Genomic DNA, 20,981 nt, shown 5'->3' with positions numbered 1-20,981 from the left:
AGACCGGAATCGACGAAGGAATACCTTCCATGCACACCACTCGTCACCTTCACCGGCAGGTTCAGCCGCCCATGACCCCGGTGCGGCTCACGGTGTCGCGCCGGGCTCTGGACATCGCCGTCGCCCTGGTACTGCTTCTCCTGATGTCGCCGCTGCTGCTGTTTCTGGCCGTGCTGGTGCGCACCACGAGTGGTCGACCGACGATCTTCCGACAGCAACGCATGGGGGAAGGCGGACGTGAGTTCACCCTCTACAAGTTCCGCACCATGCGGCCCGACGCCACCGGTCCCCGACTCACCAGCGGCTGCGACCCACGCGTGACCGGCACGGGACGCCTGCTCAGACGCTTCGCCCTCGACGAACTGCCGCAACTGTTCAACGTCCTGCGTGGCGACATGACCCTGGTCGGCCCGCGCCCGGAACCCGCCGAACTGGCCCGCCGATTTCCGCCGGAGTACCGGTGGATGTTCCGCCACCGCCCCGGGCTCACGGGGCCCTGCCAGCTCCTCTCGCGCTCACACGCGGCGCTGCTCGACGGCATGCCGGATCCGGAGGAGTACTACCTCTCGGTCATGGTTCCGCGCCGCGCCGCGATGAACGCGGAGCTTCTGGCGCACATCACCCTGACCACCGTCGTGCGCTACATCGCCCGAACACTGTGGTACCTCCTGTCCGCCACCTGGGACCGTTCCGGCGGATCCTCCGACCCGCCGGTCAGGGACGCGACACGGTGCACCGAGGAGGGACGGTCCTGATGCGTGCCGTAGTGACCGGGGCAGCCGGATTCATCGGCTCCCATCTGTGCGAACACCTGCTGTCCTGCGGCGACGACGTGACGGGCGTCGACGCGATGACGGACTACTACGACCCCGGGCGAAAGCGGGAGAACCTCGACCCACTCCTGAGCCGGGACCGGTTCACCTTCCGTCGGGTGGATCTGATGGCGTCCGCCCTGGAACCGATCTTCGCCGGCGCCGACGCCGTCTATCACCTCGCGGGCCAGCCCGGCGTACGCGACTCCTGGGGCCCGGAGTTCGCCGTCTACGTGGAACGCAACGTCCTGGTCACCCAGCGCGTACTGGAGGCGGCCCGCGCCACCGGACTGCGCCGGCTGGTCTTCGCCTCCAGCTCGTCGGTCTACGGGGACGCCGAGACGTACCCGACCAGCGAGGCACTCCGCCCCAGCCCTGTGTCCCCGTACGGCGTGACCAAACTGGCCGCGGAGCATCTGTGCGAGACCTACCGCACCGCTTTCGGTGTTCCCACCGCCTCCCTGCGGCTGTTCAGCGTCTACGGCCCCCGGCAGCGACCCGACATGGCCTTCTCCCGGCTGGTCACGGCCGCCCTCCACCAGCGGCCGTTCCCGCTGTACGGCGATGGTGAACAGAGCCGCGACTTCACCTATGTCACAGACGTGGTGACCGCCATGCGCCGCGCGGCACTCTCCTCGTGGAGCGGCGTGGCCAACGTCGGCGGCGGCTGCGAGGTGACGATGAATCAGGTCATCGCCCTGCTCCGGCTGTTCGGGGCCTCCGTCCGCGTGGTCCGGATGCCCCGCCCGCCCGGCGATGCCCGCCGTACCGCCGCCGACATCACGCTCGCGCGCCAGGCCTTCGGTTACCGGCCCGCGACGGACGTACGGGAAGGACTCGCGGCGATGGTGGAAGCCGTGCGCACGGGCCGGCCGGTGCCGGCCGTATGACCGCCGGGCGGCTTCAGCCGTCCTTCTGCGCGCCGCGGTAGTAAGCCACGATCTCCGCCGCCGACATCGCGCCGTCCCGCTTGCGCCCCAGGAAGTAGTAGGCGGAGGCGTCGTCCGCCGCGAAGCTCGCCGGGACCAGGCGGTCGAGGGCGCGCAGCCAGCACAACAGTCCCCGCACGACGCGGCCCGTGAGGGCGGAACGTGTCAGCCCGCGGACCAAGTGGTCGACGCTCCACAGCAGTTGGGTGCCGGGGCCCGCGACCGGACCGGCGCCGAGTTCCTCGAACCGCCGGAAGAGATAGCGGTGGCCACTCGCGGTGAAGCGTGTGAAGTCGTACGCGCCGGCGTGCACCTGTTGCAGGAAAGGGGTCTCCGCGTAGACGAGTCCGTCGTCCTTCAGGACGCGGTGGATCTCGGTGACGACCAGCGCCGGGTCGAGTACGTGCTCCAGCACGGCCTGCACCAGTACCGCGTCGACGCTGCCCGTGGGCAGCGGGATCTGGTGGGCGTCCGCGACGAACTGGGTCACCGGGCTGGGGGCGATGTCGAATCCGATCACCTGGACACGGGGATCGCGGTAGACGGCGTCCACACCGTTGCCGACCGTGGCTCCGCCGACCACCAGCAGCCTCGGGGCGGGGCCGAGGAGACCCCGTAGCAGCAGATCGACGTTCCGGGGCGCGACGCGATTGGGCGGCTTCCAGACGCGGGCCAGCACGGCGGGCAGCCGATCGACACGCGCGGCGGGGTTCGGAGATGTGAGGCCCTCACAGTTTGCCCCGGTTGAGAGTGCCTCGCGGTTCAGAACGCTGCGCTCGAAGTCGACGAGGACCGGCCACCTCCCCGTCACGGGGAAGTCCGCCGACGCGTGGTACGGGCAGCCGGGCGATGTGCAGTGGAACGCCCCGCGCCCATCGGCCAGCGGGGACCGGCAGCGCGGACACACCAGCAGATGCCTGACGCGTTCCAGTTCGACCAGGGCCATGGGCGCTCCTCCGTAGGGCCTGGGGCCCTCCTCGGGTCAGTATCGACGGCCCGGCCCGTACCGGCATCCGGAGTGGCCGGTGTGCTTCCGCGTGCTCGATCGTCCCGGCTTGACCTGTCTTGAGACGAGAGAGAGCATGTACGTATACGCCGTAAATATACGCATCAACGAAGTGGTGATGGGCGATGGCGAATCGGGCTCTCGCAGCAGCGACCGGTCGGCCGAGCACCGCGCCCGGCTGGCCCGCACCGCCCCCGCCTGTGGCACCGGGGGACCGGCTGCCGCCCGCGCCGGTGCTGCCGCGGATCAAGGTGCTCCATGTGATCACCCGCCTCCAGGGTGGAGCCGGCGGCAACACCCTGCTGTCGGCCGTGGGCATGGACCCAGGCCGGTACGAGGTGTGGATCGCGGGCGGGCCGGGCGGTGAGCTGTGGGACCGGGCGCGGACAGCGGGGGTGCGCACGGTCGAGATACGGCGGTTCCGCCACGTCCTGACCCCTGCGGACGTTCTCGTGCTGTGGCGGCTGATACGCCTCGTCCGCCGCGAGCGCTTCACGATCGTGCACACCCATTCCGCGAAGGGCGGGTTCCTCGGGCGCCTGGGGGCGTGGCTGTGCCGCACACCCGTGGTGGTGCACACCTTCCACGGCCTCAGCTTCCACGACCGTATGCCCCGGACCCGACGTGCGATGTACCGCTGCCTGGAACGGGCGACGAGGCGTTGCGCCCACCGCTTCATCGCTGTCGCGCCGCGCGTGGCGCGACAGGTCGTGGAGGAGCACCTGGCTCGCCCTGGCAGCGTCCAGGTCGTGCCGTCGGCGGTGGAGCTGGGGCGCGTCCCCGACCGGTTCGATCCGGCCGCGCGGCACGCGCTCGGCACGCCGCCCGGAGTGACTCTCATTGGAACCGTCGGACGGATCGACGCTCAGAAGGCCCCCCTGGACTTCGTCCGGATGGCCGCCACCGTCCACGAGAAGTTCCCGGACACCGCTTTCACCATGATCGGTGACGGCCCCCTGGAAGGGGAGGCCCGGCGACTCGCCACGAGACTGGGCGTCGAGGTGAGGTTCACAGGACACCGTCCGGACGCCGCCGAGCTGGTGGCCGGTCTGGACGCCTTCGTGATCACGTCCCTGTACGAGGGGCTCGGCCGCGCGCTCACCGAGGCACTCGCTGCCGGTCGCCCGGTGGTCGCGACGGCCGTCAACGGGGTCCCGGACATGGTGGAGCACGGTGCCACGGGTCTGCTCGCGGAACCGGACGACCCGGAGGGCCTCGCCCTGATGGTCTGCTGGCTCCTCGAACACCCCGAGGAAGCCGCCGCCATGGGACGGCAGGGACGGGAGCGCGTGCGCTCGGTCTTCGCACCCGAGATCATGTGCAACTCCCTCGACGCCTGCTACCGCGACCTGCTGGGCCTGCCCAACACGTGGTCGGCCCCGACCGTCACCCCCAGCCATCGCCGCACGGCCCTCGCCGATCCGGTGCGGGCATACACCGCGTGACATCCGCGTCATCGACATCCCTAGCGCCCCGGAGACCGACATGCGCCTGACAGTCATCGGCACCGGATACGTCGGAGCAGTCCACGCCGCCTGCATGGCGGACATCGGACACGAGGTCCTCGGCGTCGACATCGACGCGGAGCGGATCGCCGCGCTCACCAGCGGAAGTCCCCCCTTCTACGAGCCCGGCCTGTCCGAGATGCTCATGAAGGCGGTGGACACGGGCAGGCTGCGCTTCACCACCTCACTGGCCGAGGCCGCCTGGTTCGGCGACACACACTTCATCTGTGTCGGTACTCCGCAGCACCCCGCATCGGGCGCCGCCGATCTGCGCCACGTCGAGGCCGCCGTCGACGGTCTGGCGCCGTATCTGCACAACAGCGGGTACCAGCGGGTCCTGGTGGTCGGCAAGTCCACGGTGCCGGTCGGCACGGCGGACCGGCTGACCGAGCGGCTGCACGCGGCCGCTCCGAACGCCGACCTCGCCTGGAACCCGGAATTCCTCCGTGAGGGTTGCGCGGTCCAGGACACCCTGCGGCCGGAGCGCATCGTGGTGGGCGCCCGTTCGGAGCGGGCCGAGGCGCGACTGAAGGAGCTCTACGCACCTCTGCTGGACGCCGGCACCCCGTTCATCGGCACCGACCCGGCCACCGCCGAACTGGTCAAACTGGCGTCGAACTCCTTCCTCGCCACCAAGATCTCCTTCATCAACGCCATGGCCGAGATCTGCGACGCCGCGGGCGCCGATGTGCTCACGCTCGCCGAGGCGATGGGCCGGGACTCCCGTATCGGCCCCCGCTTCCTGGCGCCGGGCCTCGGCTTCGGCGGCAGCTGTCTGCCCAAGGACATCCGGGCCTTCACCGCCCGGGGCGAGGAGCTCGGGCTGAGCGAGTCGGTGGCCTTCCTCCGTCAGGTCGACGAGATCAACACCCGGCAGCGTCTGCGCACCGTGGACCTAGCACAGCGACTCGTCGGCGGGTCCTTCGTGGACCGGAGCGTCGCGGTGCTGGGGGCCGCCTTCAAACCCCACAGCGACGATGTACGGGACTCGCCGGCGCTCGCGGTCGCGGACGAGATCCGGCGCCGCGGAGCCCGGGTCCGCGTCCATGACCCCGAGGCGGTCGACAACGCCCGGGCGGCCCACCCCGCGCTCCAGTTCGCCCTGGACGTGGCCAAGGCGTGCGAGCAGGCCGACGTCGTCCTGCACCTCACCGAATGGCCGCAGTACCGGGAGCTCGACCCCGCCGCCCTCGCCACGGTGGTGCGCACCCCGGCCGTCGTCGACGCGCGCAACACCCTCGACCCGGCGCCCTGGCGCGCGGCGGGATGGACGCTGTGTGCGCTGGGCCGCCCGCGGCTCGGCTGACCGGGAGGAGGAGCCATGCATGTCGTCGTATCCGGTGGAAGCGGCTTCCTGGGATCGCATCTGTGCGAAGCGCTGCTCCGCAGAGGCGACAGCGTGCGCTGCCTGGACAACTTCACCTCGGGCAGATCGGCCAACATCGCCCATCTCCTGCGCGAGCCCGGCTTCGACTGCACGGCCTGCGATGTCACGGTCCCGTTCAGGTCCTCCGGGGACGTGGACGCCGTCGTACATCTCGCGAGTCCCGCGTCGCCGTTCGACTACGGCCGTCTTCCGCTGGAGACGCTGGCCGCCGGCAGCCGGGGTACGGAGAACCTGCTGCGGCTGGCCGGCCGCCACAGCGCGCGTTTCGTCCTGGCGTCCACCAGCGAGGTCTACGGCGACCCCCAGGTGCATCCCCAGGACGAGGACTACTGGGGAAACGTCAATCCCATCGGACCCCGCAGCGTCTACGACGAGGCCAAGCGCTTCGCCGAGGCCCTCTCCATGGCGCACCGGCGCAGCCAGGGGGCCGATGTCGGGATCGTCCGGATCTTCAACACGTACGGTCCGCGTATGCGTGCGCACGACGGCCGGGTGGTCTCCAGCTTCATCAGGCAGGCACTCGGGGGAGAGCCGCTGACCATCTTCGGAGACGGCAGCCAGACCCGGAGCTTCTGCTATGTCGACGACATGGTCCGCGGCCTGCTGGCCATGATCGATTCGCAACTTCCGGGCCCGTTCAACCTCGGCAATCCGGCGGAGCGGACGGTCCGGGAGCTCGCCGAGCTGGTACTGCTGATCACCGGATCGGGCAGCGAGCTGAGCTTCCTTCCGCTGCCCGTCGACGATCCCGGCCGACGACGGCCTGTCATCACCCGCGCCCGCCAAGGGCTCGGCTGGCATCCGCGGGTGCCGCTTGAAGAAGGGCTGAGGCACACCGTCGACTGGTTCCTGTCGCAGCCGGACACGCTCGTACGACCCCGGGAGCAATCCCGAGTGGGGCGGCCATCATGAAAGCACTCGTACTGTGCGGGGGAGCGGGCACCCGGCTCCGTCCGATCACCCACACCTCGGCGAAACAACTCGTGCCGGTGGCCAACAAACCGGTGCTGTTCTACGGCCTGGAGGCCATCGCCGCCGCCGGTGTCACGGAGACCGGCATCGTGGTCGGGGACACCGAGCGCGAGATCCGCGAGGCGGTCGGCGACGGTTCCCGGTTCGGTCTGGACGTGACCTACCTGCCGCAGGAAGCCCCCCTCGGGCTCGCCCACGCCGTCCTGATCTCCCGGGACTTCCTGGGCGACGACGACTTCGTGATGTACCTCGGTGACAACTTCATCGTCGGAGGGATCTCCGGCGTGGTCGACGACTTCCGCCGTGAGCGGCCCGACGCGGCGATCCTGCTGACCCGTGTGCCCGAACCCACCGCTTTCGGGATCGCCGAACTCGACGCGGCGGGCCGCGTGGTGGGACTCGAAGAGAAACCGCAGCGGCCCAAGAGTGATCTGGCACTGGTCGGCGTCTATCTCTTCTCTCCCACCGTGCACGCGGCCGTACGGGCCATCGGGCCGTCCCGCCGCGGTGAGCTGGAGATCACGGACGCCCTTCAGTGGCTGATCGAGACGGGCCGCGACGTGCGTTCCACGACGATCTCCGGGTACTGGAAGGACACGGGGAACGTCACCGACATGCTGGAGGTGAACCGCTCCGTCCTGGAAACGGTCGAACCGGGGATCGACGGCAGTGTGGACGGGGCGAGTGAGATCATCGGCCGCGTCAGGATCGAGGACGGCGCCAAGGTCTTCGGCAGCCGTGTCGTCGGCCCGGCCGTCATCGGCGCCGGCACCGTGATCGCAGATTCCTACGTCGGGCCGTTCACCTCGATCGCCGAGGACTGCCGGATCGAGGAGAGCGAGATCGAGTACTCGATCGTGCTGCGGGGGGCGTCCATCGTCGGCATGCGGAGGATCGAGGTCTCGCTGATCGGCCACAACGTCGAGGTGACCCCCGCCCCCCGCACACCCTCCGTGCACCGGCTGGTGCTCGGCGACCACAGCAAGGTGCAGATCCCGTCATGACCACGACCCGCATCCTGGTCACCGGCGGAGCCGGGTTCATCGGCTCCCACTACGTCCGCACGCTGCTGGGCCCGGACGGTCCACCCGACGTCGCGGTCACGGTGCTCGACAAACTCACCTACGCCGGCAACCCCGCCAACCTGGACGAGGTACGCGACGCGGACGGCTTCGCCTTCGTACGGGGCGACATCTGCGATCCGGAGCTCGTCGGCAAGCTGGTCTCCGAGCACGACCAGGTGGTGCACTTCGCCGCGGAGTCCCACGTCGACCGGTCCATCCTGGACGCCGCCGCGTTCATCCGTACGAACGTGCTGGGCATCCAGACCCTGCTGGACGCGGCCCTGCGCCACGGCCTCGGCACCTTTGTGCACATCTCCACCGACGAGGTCTACGGATCCATCGCCGAGGGCTCCTGGCCGGAGACCGACCCGTTGCAACCCAACTCGCCCTATGCCGCGTCCAAGGCAGCATCGGACCTGATCGCGCTGGCCCACCACCGTACCCACGGCCTGGACGTACGCGTGACCCGGTGCTCGAACAACTACGGACACCACCAGTTCCCCGAGAAGGTCATCCCCCTCTTCATCACCCGTCTGCTGGACGGCAGGCCGGTGCCGCTCTACGGCGACGGCCTCAACATCCGCGACTGGATCCACATCGACGACCATGTGCGGGGCATCGAACTCGTCCGTACCGGCGGTCGCCCGGGCGAGGTCTACAACATCGGCGGCGGCAACGAGCTGTCCAACCGGGAACTGACCGAGTTGCTGCTGCGCGAGTGCGGCGCAGACTGGAAGTCGGTGAGGTTCGTCGAGGACCGCAAGGCTCACGACCGCCGCTACTCGGTCGACTTCACGAAGATCCGTAGGGAACTCGGCTACGCACCGCGGAAGGAACTGGCCACGGGGCTCGCGGAGACCGTCGAGTGGTACCGGACTCACCGCTCCTGGTGGGAGCCGCTGCTCCGACGGGCTGGCAGGTGGGCGGCATGACCTGCGAGTGGCTCGTCACCGGAGCGGACGGCATGCTGGGCCGGGAACTCGTCTCCCGGCTGAAGGCCGGCAAGGTGGACACTGTCGCCGCGGACCACCGTCGCCTGGACATCACCGACGGTGACGCGGTGCGCGCGGCCCTGGACCGGTACCATCCCGCGGTCGTGGCGAACTGCGCCGCGTGGACGGACGTGGACGCGGCGGAGTCCCACGAGGCGGAGGCGCTCGACGTGAACGGGAACGGCCCGGCCCATCTCGCCGAGGCCTGCCGAGTCCACGGCACGATCCTGCTCCACCTCTCCACCGACTACGTGTTCTCCGGTGACAGCGACAGGCCGTACCGGGAGACCGACACCCCGGCCCCGCGCACCGCGTACGGGCGGACCAAGCTCGTCGGGGAACGGGCCGTCCTGACGTCTCTTCCCGAGACCGGCCACGTGGTCCGTACGGCTTGGCTGTACGGGGCGGGAGGCGGAAACTTCGTCCGGGCCGTGATCAGGCAGGAAGAGGCCCAGGACGCCCTCTACGTCGTCGACGACCAGCGTGGGCAGCCCACGTGGACCGGGGACGTCGCCGACAGGTTGATCCTGCTGGGGAACCGCGCGCGGGCGGGTACCGCGCCGCCCGGCGTGTACCACGCGACCAACAGCGGTCCGGCAACCTGGAACCGCCTCGCACGTGAGGTGTTGCGGTTGCTGGGCGCGGACCCGGCAAGGGTGCGCCCCATCTCCAGCGCCGCCCTGCCGCGTCCCGTGCCTCGCCCCGCGTACAGCGTTCTCGGTCACACTCGCTGGTCGGACGCGGGGCTGCCGACGCTGCGCCACTGGTGCTATGCCCTGGTGGAGGCGTTCCCCGAGCTATGTGCCGCCGAACGCGGGCGATGGGCACGGCACGCCGCGTAGGCGGGCAGCAGCCCATCGCGCCGGGCCGGTCGATGCCGAGCGACGCGTCCAGCGGCGGCGCGGATGTCGGCCACGACATCCACGAGGGGACAAAGGCGATGAGTAGGCGATGAACGGGCGCCCTCACCCAGGATCGCCGTATCATGGAAGTGCGGCAAAGCGTACGACGGCGTAATTCCGATCATGAATACACCCATCGAGAATTACGCCCTCATCAGCGACCTGGAAACCGCCGCCATGGTCGGCAGCGACGGGTCCATCGACTGGCTGTGTCTGCCCCGATTCGATTCGCCGGCCTGTCTGGCCGCCCTGTTGGGCACTGAGGACAACGGATTCTGGCGGGTCTCTCCCATCGCCCGTGGTCCCTGTACGCGCCGGGCGTATCGCCCGGACACGCTGGTACTGGAATCGCGGTGGGACACCGCGACCGGGTCGGTGCGGGTCACGGATTTCATGCCGCCCCGTACTCAGTTGCCGTGCATCGTCCGCGTGATCGAAGGACTGTCGGGTTCCGTGACCATGCGCAGTGAACTGCGGCTGCGTTTCCACCAGGGCCGCGTCGTGCCGTGGATCCGCGTCACCGAGCGCTGCACTGTCGCCGTCGCCGGGCCGGACGCCGTCTGGCTGAACGCCGACGGTCCGGTGCGAGCAGGCGACAGTCATGACAGTGACGACACCGCGATCGGTGACTCGACGGTTCTCGACTTCACCGTCCCGGCCGGCCGGCGGCTGGCTCTCACCCTGGTGTGGTCGCCGTCTCATCTGCCGGAGCTGCCCGCACCGCTGGTCGTCCCGGCGGAGACGGTTCTGAAGGAGACCGGCGACTTCTGGCGGCGCTGGGCCGGCCAGTGCCGCTATGAGGGGCCGTGGCGGGACGCCGTGGTGCGCTCACTGATCACGCTGAAGGCGCTCACCTACGCTCCCACGGGCGGCATCGTCGCGGCGCCGACGACCTCGCTTCCCGGATGCATCGGCGGCGAACGCAACTGGGACCACCGGTTCTGCTGGCTGCGCGATTCCACCCTGACCCTGTCCTGCCTGCTGCGCAGCGGCTACCGGGACGAGGCGACGGCATGGCTGGACTGGCTGGTGCGGGCCATCGCGGGAGACCCCGCCGATCTGCAGACCGTCTACGGCGTCGGGGGCCAGCGGCTCCTGCCGGAGATCGAGGCGCCGTGGCTGCCCGGTTACGAGGGGTCGCGGCCGGTCCGGTTCGGTAACTCCGCGGTGAGCCAGTTCCAGTTGGACGTGTACGGCGAAGTTCTGGACACGCTCCATCTGTCGCTGCGGGCGGGCATCCCCATGCCGGCGCACGTGTGGGGTCTGGTGGAGGCGTTGATGGGCCACCTCCACCGGCACTGGCGTGAGCCGGATCAGGGGTTGTGGCAGGTCCGCGGGCCGCAGCGCCAGTTTGTGCATTCCAAGGTCATGGCGTGGGTGGCCGCTGACCGCGCCTTGCGGATGGGGGAGCTGCTCGGTAGGAACGGGTCCTCGGGCGAGTGGCGGGCCATGCGGGACGAGGTGCACCGGCAGGTGTGCCGGGAGGGGTGGGACGTGGAGCGGCGGTCCTTCGTGCAGTCCTACGGCTCGTCGGACCTCGACGCCTCGGCTCTGCTGATTCCCCGGCTCGGCTTCCTGCCGGCCTGGGACGAAAGGGTGCGCGGAACCGTCCGCGCGATGCGGGAGCTGGATCACGGCGGGTTTGTGCGGCGGTACGCACCCAACGGCCAAGGGGCGCACGACAGCCAGGGCGTGCACAGCGTGGACGGCATGCACGGTACCGAGGGCGCGTTCGTGGCGTGCTCCCTGTGGTACGCCGACGCCCTCGCCGCGACCGGCCACGCGGAACAGGCCCGGGAGGCCTTTGAGAGGGTTCTCGCCATCCGTAACGACGTCGGTCTGCTCTCGGAGCAATGGGATCCGGACGCAGGCCGTCAACTGGGCAACGCGCCACAGGCGTTCAGCCATATCGCTCTGGTGGAGACGGCGTTCGCCCTGTCATCGCCACCGTCCCCGAGGCGCCGTGGTCCGCAGGCGCAGGGTCGGCGTTGATCCGGGTCAACCGCGAGGCGCAACCGATGCGCCACATCCGGCGTGCCGGGCTCAGCTCCTGTGTCGCAGGGCGAAGCGCTCCGAGAGCGCCGTCAACGTCTCGTTGAGCCGGTCGATGTCCTCGTCGGAGTGGAGTGCCGTGATCTGAATGCGGAAGCCGACACGGTCGTGGGGGACGAGAGGGTAGGCCGCGAGCGTCACATAGATGCCGTGGTCCCACAGGAATCCGGCGACCGCCTCCAGGTCCGACGCGTTGACGAGGGGGATCCCGACGATCGGCAGCCCATGGACACTCGGCGTGTCCAGGCCGAGGCCGTGGACGTGATCAAGCACCCGTACGGTCTTGCGGTGCAGATCGGCGCGGATCGCGTCCCCACGGCGGTCGTTGACCTCCAGACCGGCGAGCGTCGTGGCGAGAGAGGCAGTCGGTGAGGGGCCGGAGTACAGATAGGGAGCCGCGGCGGTCTTCAGATGGTTCTTGAGCCAAGTGGGCAGCGCGATGAAGGCCAGCATCGAGGAGTACGCCTTGGAGAAGCCGCCGACGAGCACGATGCCGTCGTAGGTCTCGCCCAGGTGCCGGATCACGCCGTTGCCGCGGGACCCGTACGGGCACAGCTCGTCCGCCTTCCGCTCCCCGATGACGCCGAAACCGTGTGTGTCGTCGATGTACAGCGTCGCGTCCCGGTCCCGGCAGACGCCGACCAGTTCGGCCAGGTCGGCGATGTTCCCGCTCATGCTGTCGACGCCGTCCAGACAGACGAGCCGGGACCTGCCGGACGGTACGGCCCGCAGCAGATCGTCGAGCTGGTCGGGCCGGTCGGCGTGGAACCGCTGCATCGTCGCGCCCTGGCCCTGGGCCGAGACGCATCCGTCATGGACGGTCCGGTGCGCCGTGGCCTCGACGAAAACGTACCCCTGGCCGGTGAGGACGGGGATCACCGAGGCGTGGATCAGGGTGGACGTGGGCAGGAGCAGCGTGTCCGGCGCTCCGAGCAGCCCGGTGAGCCTCTCCTCGATGTCGGGGTAGAGCCGTGGGTTGCCGAGCAGCCGGGACCAGCTGGGGTGCGTTCCCCAGCGCCGGACGGCCGGCTCGATCGCGTCGATGATCTCGGGGCCCCAGTCGAAGCCCAGGTAGTTGCTGGAGGCGAAGTCGATCAGCCAGTGATCTCCGCTGCGGATGTGCCGGCCGAGCACTTCGTCCAGGACCGCGTCGCTCATGGGGCTCGTCTGCCGCAGGTGCTCGAGGTCGCCCCAGCGTGGATCACGTCGTATTCGCGGTGGTTCGGCGGCGGTGGTTTCGTGCAGGGTCGTGCGCTCTTTGCGCTCCTTGTCCGTGGCCGTCTCGTCGTCTGCGTCCGGTTCGTCTCCGACGGCTCGGGTTCCGTCCGGTGCCGTGCTCGGCCCCATGCCGACGGGCCCCAGTGCCGCCGCGCCGCTGTCCCGCGGCGACGGGTGGTCTCCGTTGCGCTGCCGCAGGACGATCTCGCTCCGCTCGACCGTCATCGGTCGTGCGAACAGATATCCCTGTCCGAACCGGCAGCCGATGGCGGCCAGCAGTTCGCGCTGGGCCGGCTCCTCGATTCCCTCGGCGATCACCTGAAGGCCGAGCGTGTCGGCGATGTGGACGATTCCCTCGACGAGCGCGACCTGCTGGGGGTCCCGTGTGATGTCGTCGATGAACGTCTTGTCGATCTTGAGTACGTCGAGGGGGAATTCCCGGAGATAGCGCAGTGCGGAGAATCCGGTGCCGAAGGCGTCGACGGCGATACGTACGCCGAGGTCCTTCAGCGCCCGTATGAGCGCGTCGATCTGGTCGTCCCGTTGCATGAGCACCGACTCGGTGAGCTCCAGCTGCAGCGAGCCCGGGGCCAGGCCCGGTGTGTCGAGCGCCTTGCCCACCTCGTCCAGAAAGCCCGCGTCCCGGAACTGGCGGGCGGACACGTTGACGCTGAGATACGGGGGCGCCGACCGCTGGGTCTGGTGCTGCAGGCGGGCGATGTCGGACGCGGCGTTCTGCAGGACCCAGGCGCCCAGCAGCGTGATGTGCCCGGTCTCCTCGGCGAGGGAGATGAACTGCTGCGGTGGGAGCAGACCACGTCGGGTGTGCGCCCAGCGGGCCAGTGCCTCGAAGCCGACGACCTCGCCCACCGTGATGTCCACGACCGGCTGGTACCGCAGGGCGAACTCCTCCTTGGCGATCGCGTGGTAAAGGTGCGCCTGCAGGTCGTGCCGTTCCATCATGCGGACACGCAACTGGGACTGGAAGCGGCGCCACTGGCGCTTCCCGGCGGCCTTGGCCGCGTACAGGGCCAGATCGGCGTGGGCCAGCAGCTCCTCGGCGTCCGTGCTGTCCATCGCCGTGGCCACGCCCACGCTTGCGGAGACGCTCACCGAATCGTCGGACAGCTGGAAGGGCCGGTTGAGGGTCTGTATCACCTGCGCGGCCAGCAGCTCGGCATCGAGGGGCTGCTTCGCGTCCTCCATCAGCACAGCGAACTCGTCACCGCCCAGTCGCGCCGCGGTGTCGGTGCGGCGCAGCGTCTCCGACAGGCGCTCTCCCACGGCGCCGAGGAGCCGGTCGCCGACCGAGTGGCCCAGCGTGTCGTTGACGAGCTTGAAGTCGTCCAGGTCGATGAAGAGCAGACAGGTGAGAGTCGACTCCCGGCGGCCGCGCAGCATCGCGCGCTCGGTCCGCTCCAACAGCAAAGTCCGGTTGGGCAGGCCGGTCAGTGAATCGTGAAAGGCCCGCTCAGTGAGTTCGTGCTCCAGCCGACGCTGTTCGGTCACGTCCCGCAGGGTGACGACAAGTCCGTTGACGGTCTTGTCGTGCCGCAGGTCGCGGCACCGCACCTCCACTTCGATGCGCCCGCTGTCCCGCAGCACCCACCAGTGGTCATGGACCTCCTGTCGCCCTTTGTCACGCATGGCCGTCAGTGTCCGGTTCGCCCGGTGGCGATCCCGGGGATCCACCAGTTCCTGCAGCGCCGTACCGATCAGCGGGGCGCTGCCGAACACGGCTTCCGCGGAGGGACTGGCGTATCGAACGGTGTTGTCGTCGTCGACAATGAGGATGACGTCCGAGGCGTTGCGCACCAGTGTGCGGAAGTACGCCTCGCTCTCCTTCCGAGTGATCTCCTGCCGGAGCCTGAAGCGTTCCGTCGCCAGCCCCGCGTGCGAGGCCAGGATCTCCAGCGAGCCGCGCATCTCGGTGAGCTGACGCTCGGGCCCCGCCACCAGCAGCACGCCCGGAAGCTCGCCGCCGGCCGGCCGGTCGGGTTGGATCATGGGGCACATCAGGGCAGTCGGCAGATCTCCGAGTTCACCGGCGATGCGCGGCCCGAGCGCGGCGACGGGGACCATGAGCGTGTCGTGGAGGGCGAGTCCGTCCGGCCCGTCCTCGGGGGTCCCACCGGTGCCCGTGACGGGCCCTTCGCCGGGGCTGTCGGGGGACCGGGCCTGGAGCGCGTACAGATCCTGGGCATGCCTGGCCGACAGCAGCATGGACCCGTGCCGGACTTTCGGCCCGAACAGTGCGGTGACCGCCGTGTCGCAGGACCGCGCGATCTCCTGCGGCCGTTCCGCCGCCACCAGCAAAGCGGTCGCCGCGCGGAGCGCCAGTTCACGCGCCACGGCCTTGCGGTGGGCCACGACCATGCCCGCGAGACGGAGGATCACCAACAGGAACAGGGCAGTGGAGAAGGCGGCGAACACCGTCGTGTCGGGAACGGTGCCCGCCTGCCCCTCGTAGAGCAGGATCCCGGGTGCGATCAGTGTGGCCGCGGCGAGCAGCACGAGCCGTGGCCACGGCGGCCGCAGCGACTGCGGCGGGGACACGGAGGCGGTCAGCGCCGCCATGGAGGGGTGCAGCGCTGCCAGACCCCACGCCGTGAAGAAGACGATCCAGCCGGAGTCCAGCAGCGTGCTGGCCCGCCACGCCCCGTTGAGCTGGAGGATCCCGTAGGCGATGTCGAAGCCGAGCAGCGTGACCGTGCCGAGGACGAGGAGCTGTACGGCGCGGTTGCCGCCGGAGAGGGGGGTGGGGGCGAGCAGCCGGGCCAGCATCGCCAGCACCAGCACGTCGCCGAGCGGGTAGGCGAGGCTGATCGCGCGCTGCTGCCAGCTCAGGCCCTCCAGCCGCTCGGGCGGCTGGACCAGATAGACCCAGACCGGCAGGGCGAGTCCGGCGGTGATGATCAGCGCGTCCAGCAGGCTGGGCAGATCACGGTCCACCCAGCGGTACCGGACAAGGCCGAACAGTCCCGCCGCCAGGAGTGGGTACACGGCGAGATGGCACGCGTCCGCCGGAGAGGGGAACGGGTTGGGCGCGCGGAAATACTCCTCCTGCGCGTTGTAGCAGGTGTAGCCCGCGGCTAAGGCCAACAGCCCGGCGGCCAGCACCCACCAGGGCCAGCGGTGCGCGGGCCGGTGGATGTGCGCTCCGGTGAGGATGGCGGCGGCACCAGCCAGCCCGATCACGGCCCAGAACGGCGTGCGTGTCGCGGGGGTGGTCATGTACAGGCTGGTGGCGGTCCCGACCAACGCGATGTACACGGCCATCAGCCGGTGGGCCAGCAGCAACGCCAAGCGCCTCCCTGCGTTGAGGAACACCAGGTCGCGAACACGCGGCACCGTACGCCTTTCTAGATCGTAGGCATGACAGGCACCGGGCTGCATCTCGTCACCGACAGTGCCGCACAGCACCTGCGGCGCCCGGCACGCACCCTCGCGAATCCCCCCAGCCGATGCGGGTGTGAGCAGGTAGCTCCAGGGCTGCGGGCCGTGGGGGGCCGATCGCGCGCACGCGGCGGAGCCGCAAATTGAACAGAGTCCCGCGCCCCTAGGGCTTCGTGTTCGGCCGCCGAGCGGAGCCCGCGTAGCCGTGGGGGTTGAGCTCCTGGAACCTCCAGGCGTCCCGGCATGTGTCGGCGAGGTCCCGGGTGGGGCGCCAGCCCCAGACGCGCGCCACGGCGGTCGCGTCGGCGACGAGTTCGGCCACGTCGCCGGGGCGGCGGGCCGCGACCTCGTACGGAATGGGCCTGCCGCACGCCTCGGAGAACGCGGTGACGACGTCGAGGACCGAGCTGCCCTTGCCGACGCCCAGGTTGTACACACGCATGCCTGGTCCGTCGGCGAGATGGTCGAGCGCGACGCGGTGGGCCTCGACGGTGTCCATGACGTGGAGGTAGTCGCGGATCGCGGTCCCGTCGGGCGTGGGGTAGTCGGCGCCGAACACGTGGACCCGCTTCTGTCGCCCGATGGCCACCTGGGCCACGTACGGCATCAGATTGTCGGGTGTGCCGTGGGGATCCTCGCCGAGCAGCCCGCTGGGGTGAGCGCCGGCCGGGTTGAAGTACCGCAGACATAGCACGGTGCACTCGGGGCACCGGTGGCAGACATCGGCGAGGATCTGTTCGCAGATCCATTTGGAGGCCGCGTATGGATTGGTGGGCCGGGCCGGGGTGGCCTCGTCCAGCGGTCCGGGTCCGGCGTCGCCGTAGATCGAGCAGGAAGAGGAGAACACGAGCTGGTGCACGTCGTGCTCGTGCATGGTCCGCAGCAGGGTGGTCGTGCCGCCGACGTTGGTGTCGTAGTACTCGACGGGCATCCGTGTCGACTCGCCCACTGCCTTGTGCGCGGCAAAGTGCACGACGGCGTCCACGGAGTGGCGGTCGAAGATGGCCGAGAGGGCGTGTCGATCACGGATGTCCAGCTCATAGACGGCACCGACGAAACGGCCGGCGATCCGTTCCACGCGGGTGAGGGCCTGCGGAGTGCTGTTGGAGTAGTCGTCGACCACGATCACCTCGTAGCCGTGGTCGAGCAGTTCGACGCAGGCATGACTGCCGATGAAGCCGGCTCCGCCGGTGACGAGGACCGTGGACGGTGCACTCGTGGGGGTCACTCCTTCGCGCGCGCGGCGTCGGTCTGTGTTCACTGCACCTCACCACCCCGGGGTGGCGGCGAATGTCGGGCGGAAGGCGTGATGGCCACGGCTGCCGCCGGCGACAACAGGATCAGGCGTGGGACGACGGGCAGCCGTTCGAGGCGGCGCGGCAGCGGACAGCCGACGCTCCACCCCGGGAAGCTCTGCCGAATCCGGTTCCCTGCGCGTCATGGCGCATCGCTCCCAGAGTGCGGTGGCAACGTCGTATGTTTACGGCGTATATGTACGACTTTCCACCTATCCCCTCCCGGCGTCAAGAGTTGCCGGTGTACTGGTCGAAACGTGCTGGCTGGAGGAAGGCGCCTGGCGGGCAAAAGCCCAGTTCAGGCGCCTTTTCGTGCCTCTAGAAGAAGCCCAGCTTCCTCGGCGAATACGACACCAGAAGGTTCTTCGTCTGCTGGTAGTGCTCCAGCATCATCTTGTGCGTCTCACGGCCGATCCCCGATCCCTTGTAACCGCCGAACGCCGCGTGCGCCGGGTAGGCGTGGTAGCAGTTCGTCCAGACTCGGCCCGCCTGGATCGCCCGACCCGCGCGGTACGCGGTGTTGATGTCCCGCGTCCACACGCCGGCTCCGAGGCCGTACAGCGTGTCGTTGGCGATCTTGACGGCGTCGTCGAAGTCGTCGAAGGACGTCACCGACACCACCGGTCCGAAGATCTCCTCCTGGAAGATCCGCATGCGGTTGTCGCCCTCGAAGATGGTCGGCTGGACGTAGTAGCCGCCCTTCAACTCGCCGTCGTGCTCGATGCGCTCGCCGCCGGTCAGGATCCTGGCTCCCTCCTGCCGGCCGATGTCCAGATAGGAGAGGATCTTCTCCAGCTGGTCGTTGGAGGCCTGAGCGCCGATCATCGTGTCGGTGTCGAGCGGGTGCCCGGTCCTGATCAGCTCGGTGCGGGCGACCGCCGCCTCCATGAACTCTGCGTAGTGACCGCGCTGGACCAGCGCCCGGGACGGACACGTGCACACCTCGCCCTGGTTGAGCGCGAACATCGTGAAGCCCTCGAGTGCCTTGTCGCGGAAGTCGTCGTCCGCCCGCCAGACGTCCTCGAAGAAGATGTTCGGGGACTTGCCACCGAGTTCGAGGGTGACCGGCGTGATGTTCTCCGAGGCGTACTGCATGATCAGTCGGCCGGTCGTGGTCTCGCCGGTGAACGCCACCTTCGCCACCCTCGGGCTGGACGCCAGCGGCTTGCCCGCCTCCACGCCGAAGCCGTTGACGATGTTGAGGACGCCCGGCGGCAACATGTCGGCGACGAGGCTGAGCCAGTAGTGGATGGACGCCGGAGTCTGCTCGGCCGGCTTGAGCACCACCACGTTGCCCGCGGCCAGCGCGGGGGCGAGCTTCCAAGTGGCCATGAGGATGGGGAAGTTCCAGGGGATGATCTGCGCCACGACCCCGAGCGGCTCGTGGAAGTGGTACGCCACCGTGTCGTCGTCGACCTCGCCGAGCGAACCCTCCTGGGCCCGGAGCGCGCCCGCGAAGTAGCGGAAGTGGTCGATGGCCAGCGGGATGTCGGCGGCGAGGGTCTCGCGGACCGGCTTGCCGTTCTCCCAGCTCTCGGCGACCGCCAGCGGTTCCAGGTGCGCCGCCATCCGGTCGGCGATCCTGAGCAGGATGTCGGACCGCTCGGTCACCGACGTCCGGCCCCAGGCCGGCGCCGCCGCGTGCGCCGCGTCGAGGGCCCGCTCCACGTCCTCCGCGGTGCCCCGCGCGATCTCGGTGAACGGCTGCCCGTTCACCGGAGACGGGTTCTCGAAGTACTGCCCGCGGGCCGGCGGTACGTACTCGCCCCCGATGAAGTGGTCGTAGCGCGCCTGGTAGGAGACGATCGCGCCCTCGGTTCCGGGTGCCGCGTAACGGGTCATGTCGGCCTGCCTCCCTCAGCAGCGCTGCCCGCCGTTGGGCAGCTCTCGGCCCGAGGCTAGGGAGGGGGACGTTGCAAGTACGTTGCGGCGGCTGAGGGTTCGGTGGACGGGGTTCGTCGGCCGAGGGGTGGGCGATCGAGAGTCGGCCTACGGAGGTTCGGTGGCTGACGGGGTGGTGGCCGCGGAGCCGATCAGCGTCCCGTCTGCTGCCCCGACCAGCCGCCCGGTGCCCCCAGCTCCGACTCGACCGCGGCGAGCCGCGCCCGCACCGCCGCCGTCGGCCGTACCGCGGCAAGCGCCCGCCATACGTCGAGATCGTCCTCGCCCCACGGCGCGTGTGCCCAGTCCGCCAGCAGGTCGGGGTCGCGTCGCGCGATCAGCGCCGTACGCAGGCCGTCGGCGAGGCGGTGCCGGAGCCGCACCACCGCCGGGGCCTGGGAGGCGGGCAGCAGCGGACCGGCATACGCCGTCGCCGCCGCCGTGACCGCACCGCTCTCCAACCGCCGCTCTACGACCACGACATCGGACTCGACCGGGACAGTGAGCCGGTAGGGGCGCGAAGCCAGCAGCCCGGGGCCGAGGATCCTGCGCAGCCGGGCCAGTTCGGCGCGCAGCGTCACCGGTGTCACCGACTCGTCCTCGTACAGCGCGCACAGCAACTCGTCGCCGGTCAGACCCTCCGGGTGGCGCGCCAACAGCACCAGGATCTCGCTGTGCCGGCGGCTGAGCCTGATCCTGCGGCCGTCGGTGAGCAGCTGGGCCTCGTCGCGGCCCAGGGCGGTCAGTTCGAGTGCGTCGGCACAGGGCTGCGCCGGGGCGAGCAGGGCCAGTTGGGACTCGGCGGCGCGCGCCACCGCCTGCACGAACGCCAGGCTGTGCGGATGCGCGAGCCCGTCGCCGCCCGTGATGTCCACGGCACCGAGCACCCGCCCGGTGCGTGGATCGTGCACGGGAGCCGCCGCGCAGGTCCACGGCTGCACCTGCCGGGTGAAGTGCTCGGCCGCGAACACCTGCACCGGCCGGTCGACGGCGACCGCCGTGCCCGGCGCGTTCGTTCCGACCGAGATCTCCGCCCAGCGCGCGCCCGGCACGAAGTTGATCCGCCCCGCCTGCCGCCGGGTCGTCGGGTGGCCCTCGACCCACAGCAGCCGGCCGTGCGCATCGCACACCGCGAGGAGGTGGTCTCCGTCGGCGGCGAAGGTGCCCATGAGCTCACGGAACAGCGGCATCACCCGCGCCAGCGGATGCTCCGCCCGGTACGTACCGAGGTCACCGTCCGTCAGCTCCACGCTCGCCGTGCCGTCGGGCCCCACACCGGCCCGCGCCGAACGCCGCCACGAGTCGGCCACCACGGAACGCACCGGCCGGCCCACCGTGCCGGCCGCGGTGAACGTCTCATGCGCGCGCCGCAGCACCCGAACACGCTCGGCAGGGTCGGCCCCCGGCTCCAGGGCAACCCATGGATCGGTCAACTCGGCCTCCACGGACGGCGATGCGGTTGGCGATGCGGCTGGGGACATCGTCACTCCGAGGTCGGCCACCGACAACCGTTTGGACGGGCCTCACCCGAACGAGCGCATTCCGTTTCGCTCTGGCGAAGTCGACCGGT

The 20,981-nt window shown here is 69.9% G+C and carries 14 protein-coding genes; 9 read left to right on the top strand and 5 right to left on the bottom strand.

The window, feature by feature from the left end; all coding sequences use genetic code 11:
• The first annotated feature begins 29 nt into the window (after positions 1-29).
• A complete protein-coding gene (locus tag AC5DRG_RS07210; protein WP_491808943.1) occupies positions 30-755 on the top strand; it encodes a sugar transferase in 726 nt (241 codons plus the stop codon).
• Positions 755-1,702: an NAD-dependent epimerase/dehydratase family protein gene (locus tag AC5DRG_RS07205; RefSeq protein ID WP_491808941.1), complete on the top strand. Its 948-nt coding sequence runs from the start codon at positions 755-757 to the stop codon at positions 1,700-1,702. The genes AC5DRG_RS07210 and AC5DRG_RS07205 overlap by 1 nt, the downstream gene beginning before the upstream one ends.
• A gap of 13 nt (positions 1,703-1,715) precedes the next feature.
• On the opposite strand, the gene AC5DRG_RS07200 is transcribed toward AC5DRG_RS07205, so the two are convergent.
• Positions 1,716-2,687, bottom strand: coding sequence for a class I SAM-dependent methyltransferase (locus AC5DRG_RS07200; RefSeq protein ID WP_491808939.1), 972 nt, complete (start codon positions 2,685-2,687; stop codon positions 1,716-1,718).
• 185 nt (positions 2,688-2,872) lie between these two features.
• On the opposite strand from AC5DRG_RS07200, the gene AC5DRG_RS07195 reads away from it, so the two are divergent.
• The 7 genes from AC5DRG_RS07195 to AC5DRG_RS07165 all read left to right on the top strand — a co-directional run bounded on the left by AC5DRG_RS07195 (position 2,873) and on the right by AC5DRG_RS07165 (position 11,561).
• Positions 2,873-4,192, top strand: a complete 1,320-nt coding sequence (locus AC5DRG_RS07195) for a glycosyltransferase family 4 protein (RefSeq protein ID WP_491808937.1) — start codon at positions 2,873-2,875, stop codon at positions 4,190-4,192.
• Between the two features lie 40 nt (positions 4,193-4,232).
• Positions 4,233-5,558, top strand: coding sequence for a UDP-glucose dehydrogenase family protein (locus tag AC5DRG_RS07190; protein WP_491808935.1), 1,326 nt, complete (start codon positions 4,233-4,235; stop codon positions 5,556-5,558).
• A 15-nt stretch (positions 5,559-5,573) separates the two neighbouring features.
• On the top strand, positions 5,574-6,551 hold the full coding sequence (locus AC5DRG_RS07185; RefSeq protein ID WP_491808933.1) for a UDP-glucuronic acid decarboxylase family protein: 978 nt from the start codon (positions 5,574-5,576) through the stop codon (positions 6,549-6,551).
• On the top strand, positions 6,548-7,615 hold the full coding sequence (locus tag AC5DRG_RS07180; protein WP_491808931.1) for a glucose-1-phosphate thymidylyltransferase: 1,068 nt from the start codon (positions 6,548-6,550) through the stop codon (positions 7,613-7,615). The genes AC5DRG_RS07185 and AC5DRG_RS07180 overlap by 4 nt, the downstream gene beginning before the upstream one ends.
• Complete coding sequence (gene rfbB, locus AC5DRG_RS07175) at positions 7,612-8,607, top strand: dTDP-glucose 4,6-dehydratase (RefSeq protein WP_491808929.1); 996 nt, start codon at positions 7,612-7,614, stop codon at positions 8,605-8,607. The genes AC5DRG_RS07180 and rfbB overlap by 4 nt, the downstream gene beginning before the upstream one ends.
• Positions 8,604-9,509, top strand: coding sequence for a dTDP-4-dehydrorhamnose reductase (gene rfbD, locus AC5DRG_RS07170; protein ID WP_491808927.1), 906 nt, complete (start codon positions 8,604-8,606; stop codon positions 9,507-9,509). Before rfbB ends, rfbD begins: the two co-directional genes overlap by 4 nt.
• A 183-nt stretch (positions 9,510-9,692) precedes the next feature.
• Entirely contained in the window at positions 9,693-11,561 is a 1,869-nt protein-coding gene (locus tag AC5DRG_RS07165; protein ID WP_491808926.1) for a glycoside hydrolase family 15 protein, read from the top strand.
• A gap of 51 nt (positions 11,562-11,612) precedes the next feature.
• Here the strand turns inward: AC5DRG_RS07165 and AC5DRG_RS07160 are convergent, their stop codons facing one another.
• The 4 genes from AC5DRG_RS07160 to AC5DRG_RS07145 form a co-directional block, all read right to left on the bottom strand.
• A complete protein-coding gene (locus AC5DRG_RS07160) occupies positions 11,613-16,118 on the bottom strand; it encodes an aminotransferase class I/II-fold pyridoxal phosphate-dependent enzyme (RefSeq protein WP_491812986.1) in 4,506 nt (1,501 codons plus the stop codon).
• A gap of 280 nt (positions 16,119-16,398) precedes the next feature.
• Positions 16,399-17,496, bottom strand: coding sequence for a UDP-glucose 4-epimerase GalE (gene galE, locus AC5DRG_RS07155; protein WP_491808924.1), 1,098 nt, complete (start codon positions 17,494-17,496; stop codon positions 16,399-16,401).
• Between the two features lie 352 nt (positions 17,497-17,848).
• Positions 17,849-19,372: an acetaldehyde dehydrogenase ExaC gene (exaC, locus tag AC5DRG_RS07150; RefSeq protein WP_491808922.1), complete on the bottom strand. Its 1,524-nt coding sequence runs from the start codon at positions 19,370-19,372 to the stop codon at positions 17,849-17,851.
• Positions 19,373-19,563: 191 nt separating this feature from the next.
• Positions 19,564-20,844, bottom strand: coding sequence for a winged helix-turn-helix domain-containing protein (locus AC5DRG_RS07145; protein ID WP_491808921.1), 1,281 nt, complete (start codon positions 20,842-20,844; stop codon positions 19,564-19,566).
• Positions 20,845-20,981: the final 137 nt, after the last annotated feature.

It is taken from the genome of Streptomyces sp. JLBG701 (assembly GCF_058544905.1).
Note: the sequence above shows the minus strand (reverse complement) of the source record. Positions and strands in the feature narration are given on the sequence as shown.

Coding starts and splice junctions, on each gene's coding strand:
- AC5DRG_RS07210 (WP_491808943.1), top strand. CDS start 30: ATGCACACCACTCGTCACCTTCACCGGCAGGTTCAGCCGCCCATGACC.
- AC5DRG_RS07205 (WP_491808941.1), top strand. CDS start 755: ATGCGTGCCGTAGTGACCGGGGCAGCCGGATTCATCGGCTCCCATCTG.
- AC5DRG_RS07200 (WP_491808939.1), bottom strand. CDS start 2,687: ATGGCCCTGGTCGAACTGGAACGCGTCAGGCATCTGCTGGTGTGTCCG.
- AC5DRG_RS07195 (WP_491808937.1), top strand. CDS start 2,873: ATGGCGAATCGGGCTCTCGCAGCAGCGACCGGTCGGCCGAGCACCGCG.
- AC5DRG_RS07190 (WP_491808935.1), top strand. CDS start 4,233: ATGCGCCTGACAGTCATCGGCACCGGATACGTCGGAGCAGTCCACGCC.
- AC5DRG_RS07185 (WP_491808933.1), top strand. CDS start 5,574: ATGCATGTCGTCGTATCCGGTGGAAGCGGCTTCCTGGGATCGCATCTG.
- AC5DRG_RS07180 (WP_491808931.1), top strand. CDS start 6,548: ATGAAAGCACTCGTACTGTGCGGGGGAGCGGGCACCCGGCTCCGTCCG.
- rfbB (WP_491808929.1), top strand. CDS start 7,612: ATGACCACGACCCGCATCCTGGTCACCGGCGGAGCCGGGTTCATCGGC.
- rfbD (WP_491808927.1), top strand. CDS start 8,604: ATGACCTGCGAGTGGCTCGTCACCGGAGCGGACGGCATGCTGGGCCGG.
- AC5DRG_RS07165 (WP_491808926.1), top strand. CDS start 9,693: ATGAATACACCCATCGAGAATTACGCCCTCATCAGCGACCTGGAAACC.
- AC5DRG_RS07160 (WP_491812986.1), bottom strand. CDS start 16,118: ATGGCCGTGTACATCGCGTTGGTCGGGACCGCCACCAGCCTGTACATG.
- exaC (WP_491808922.1), bottom strand. CDS start 19,372: ATGACCCGTTACGCGGCACCCGGAACCGAGGGCGCGATCGTCTCCTAC.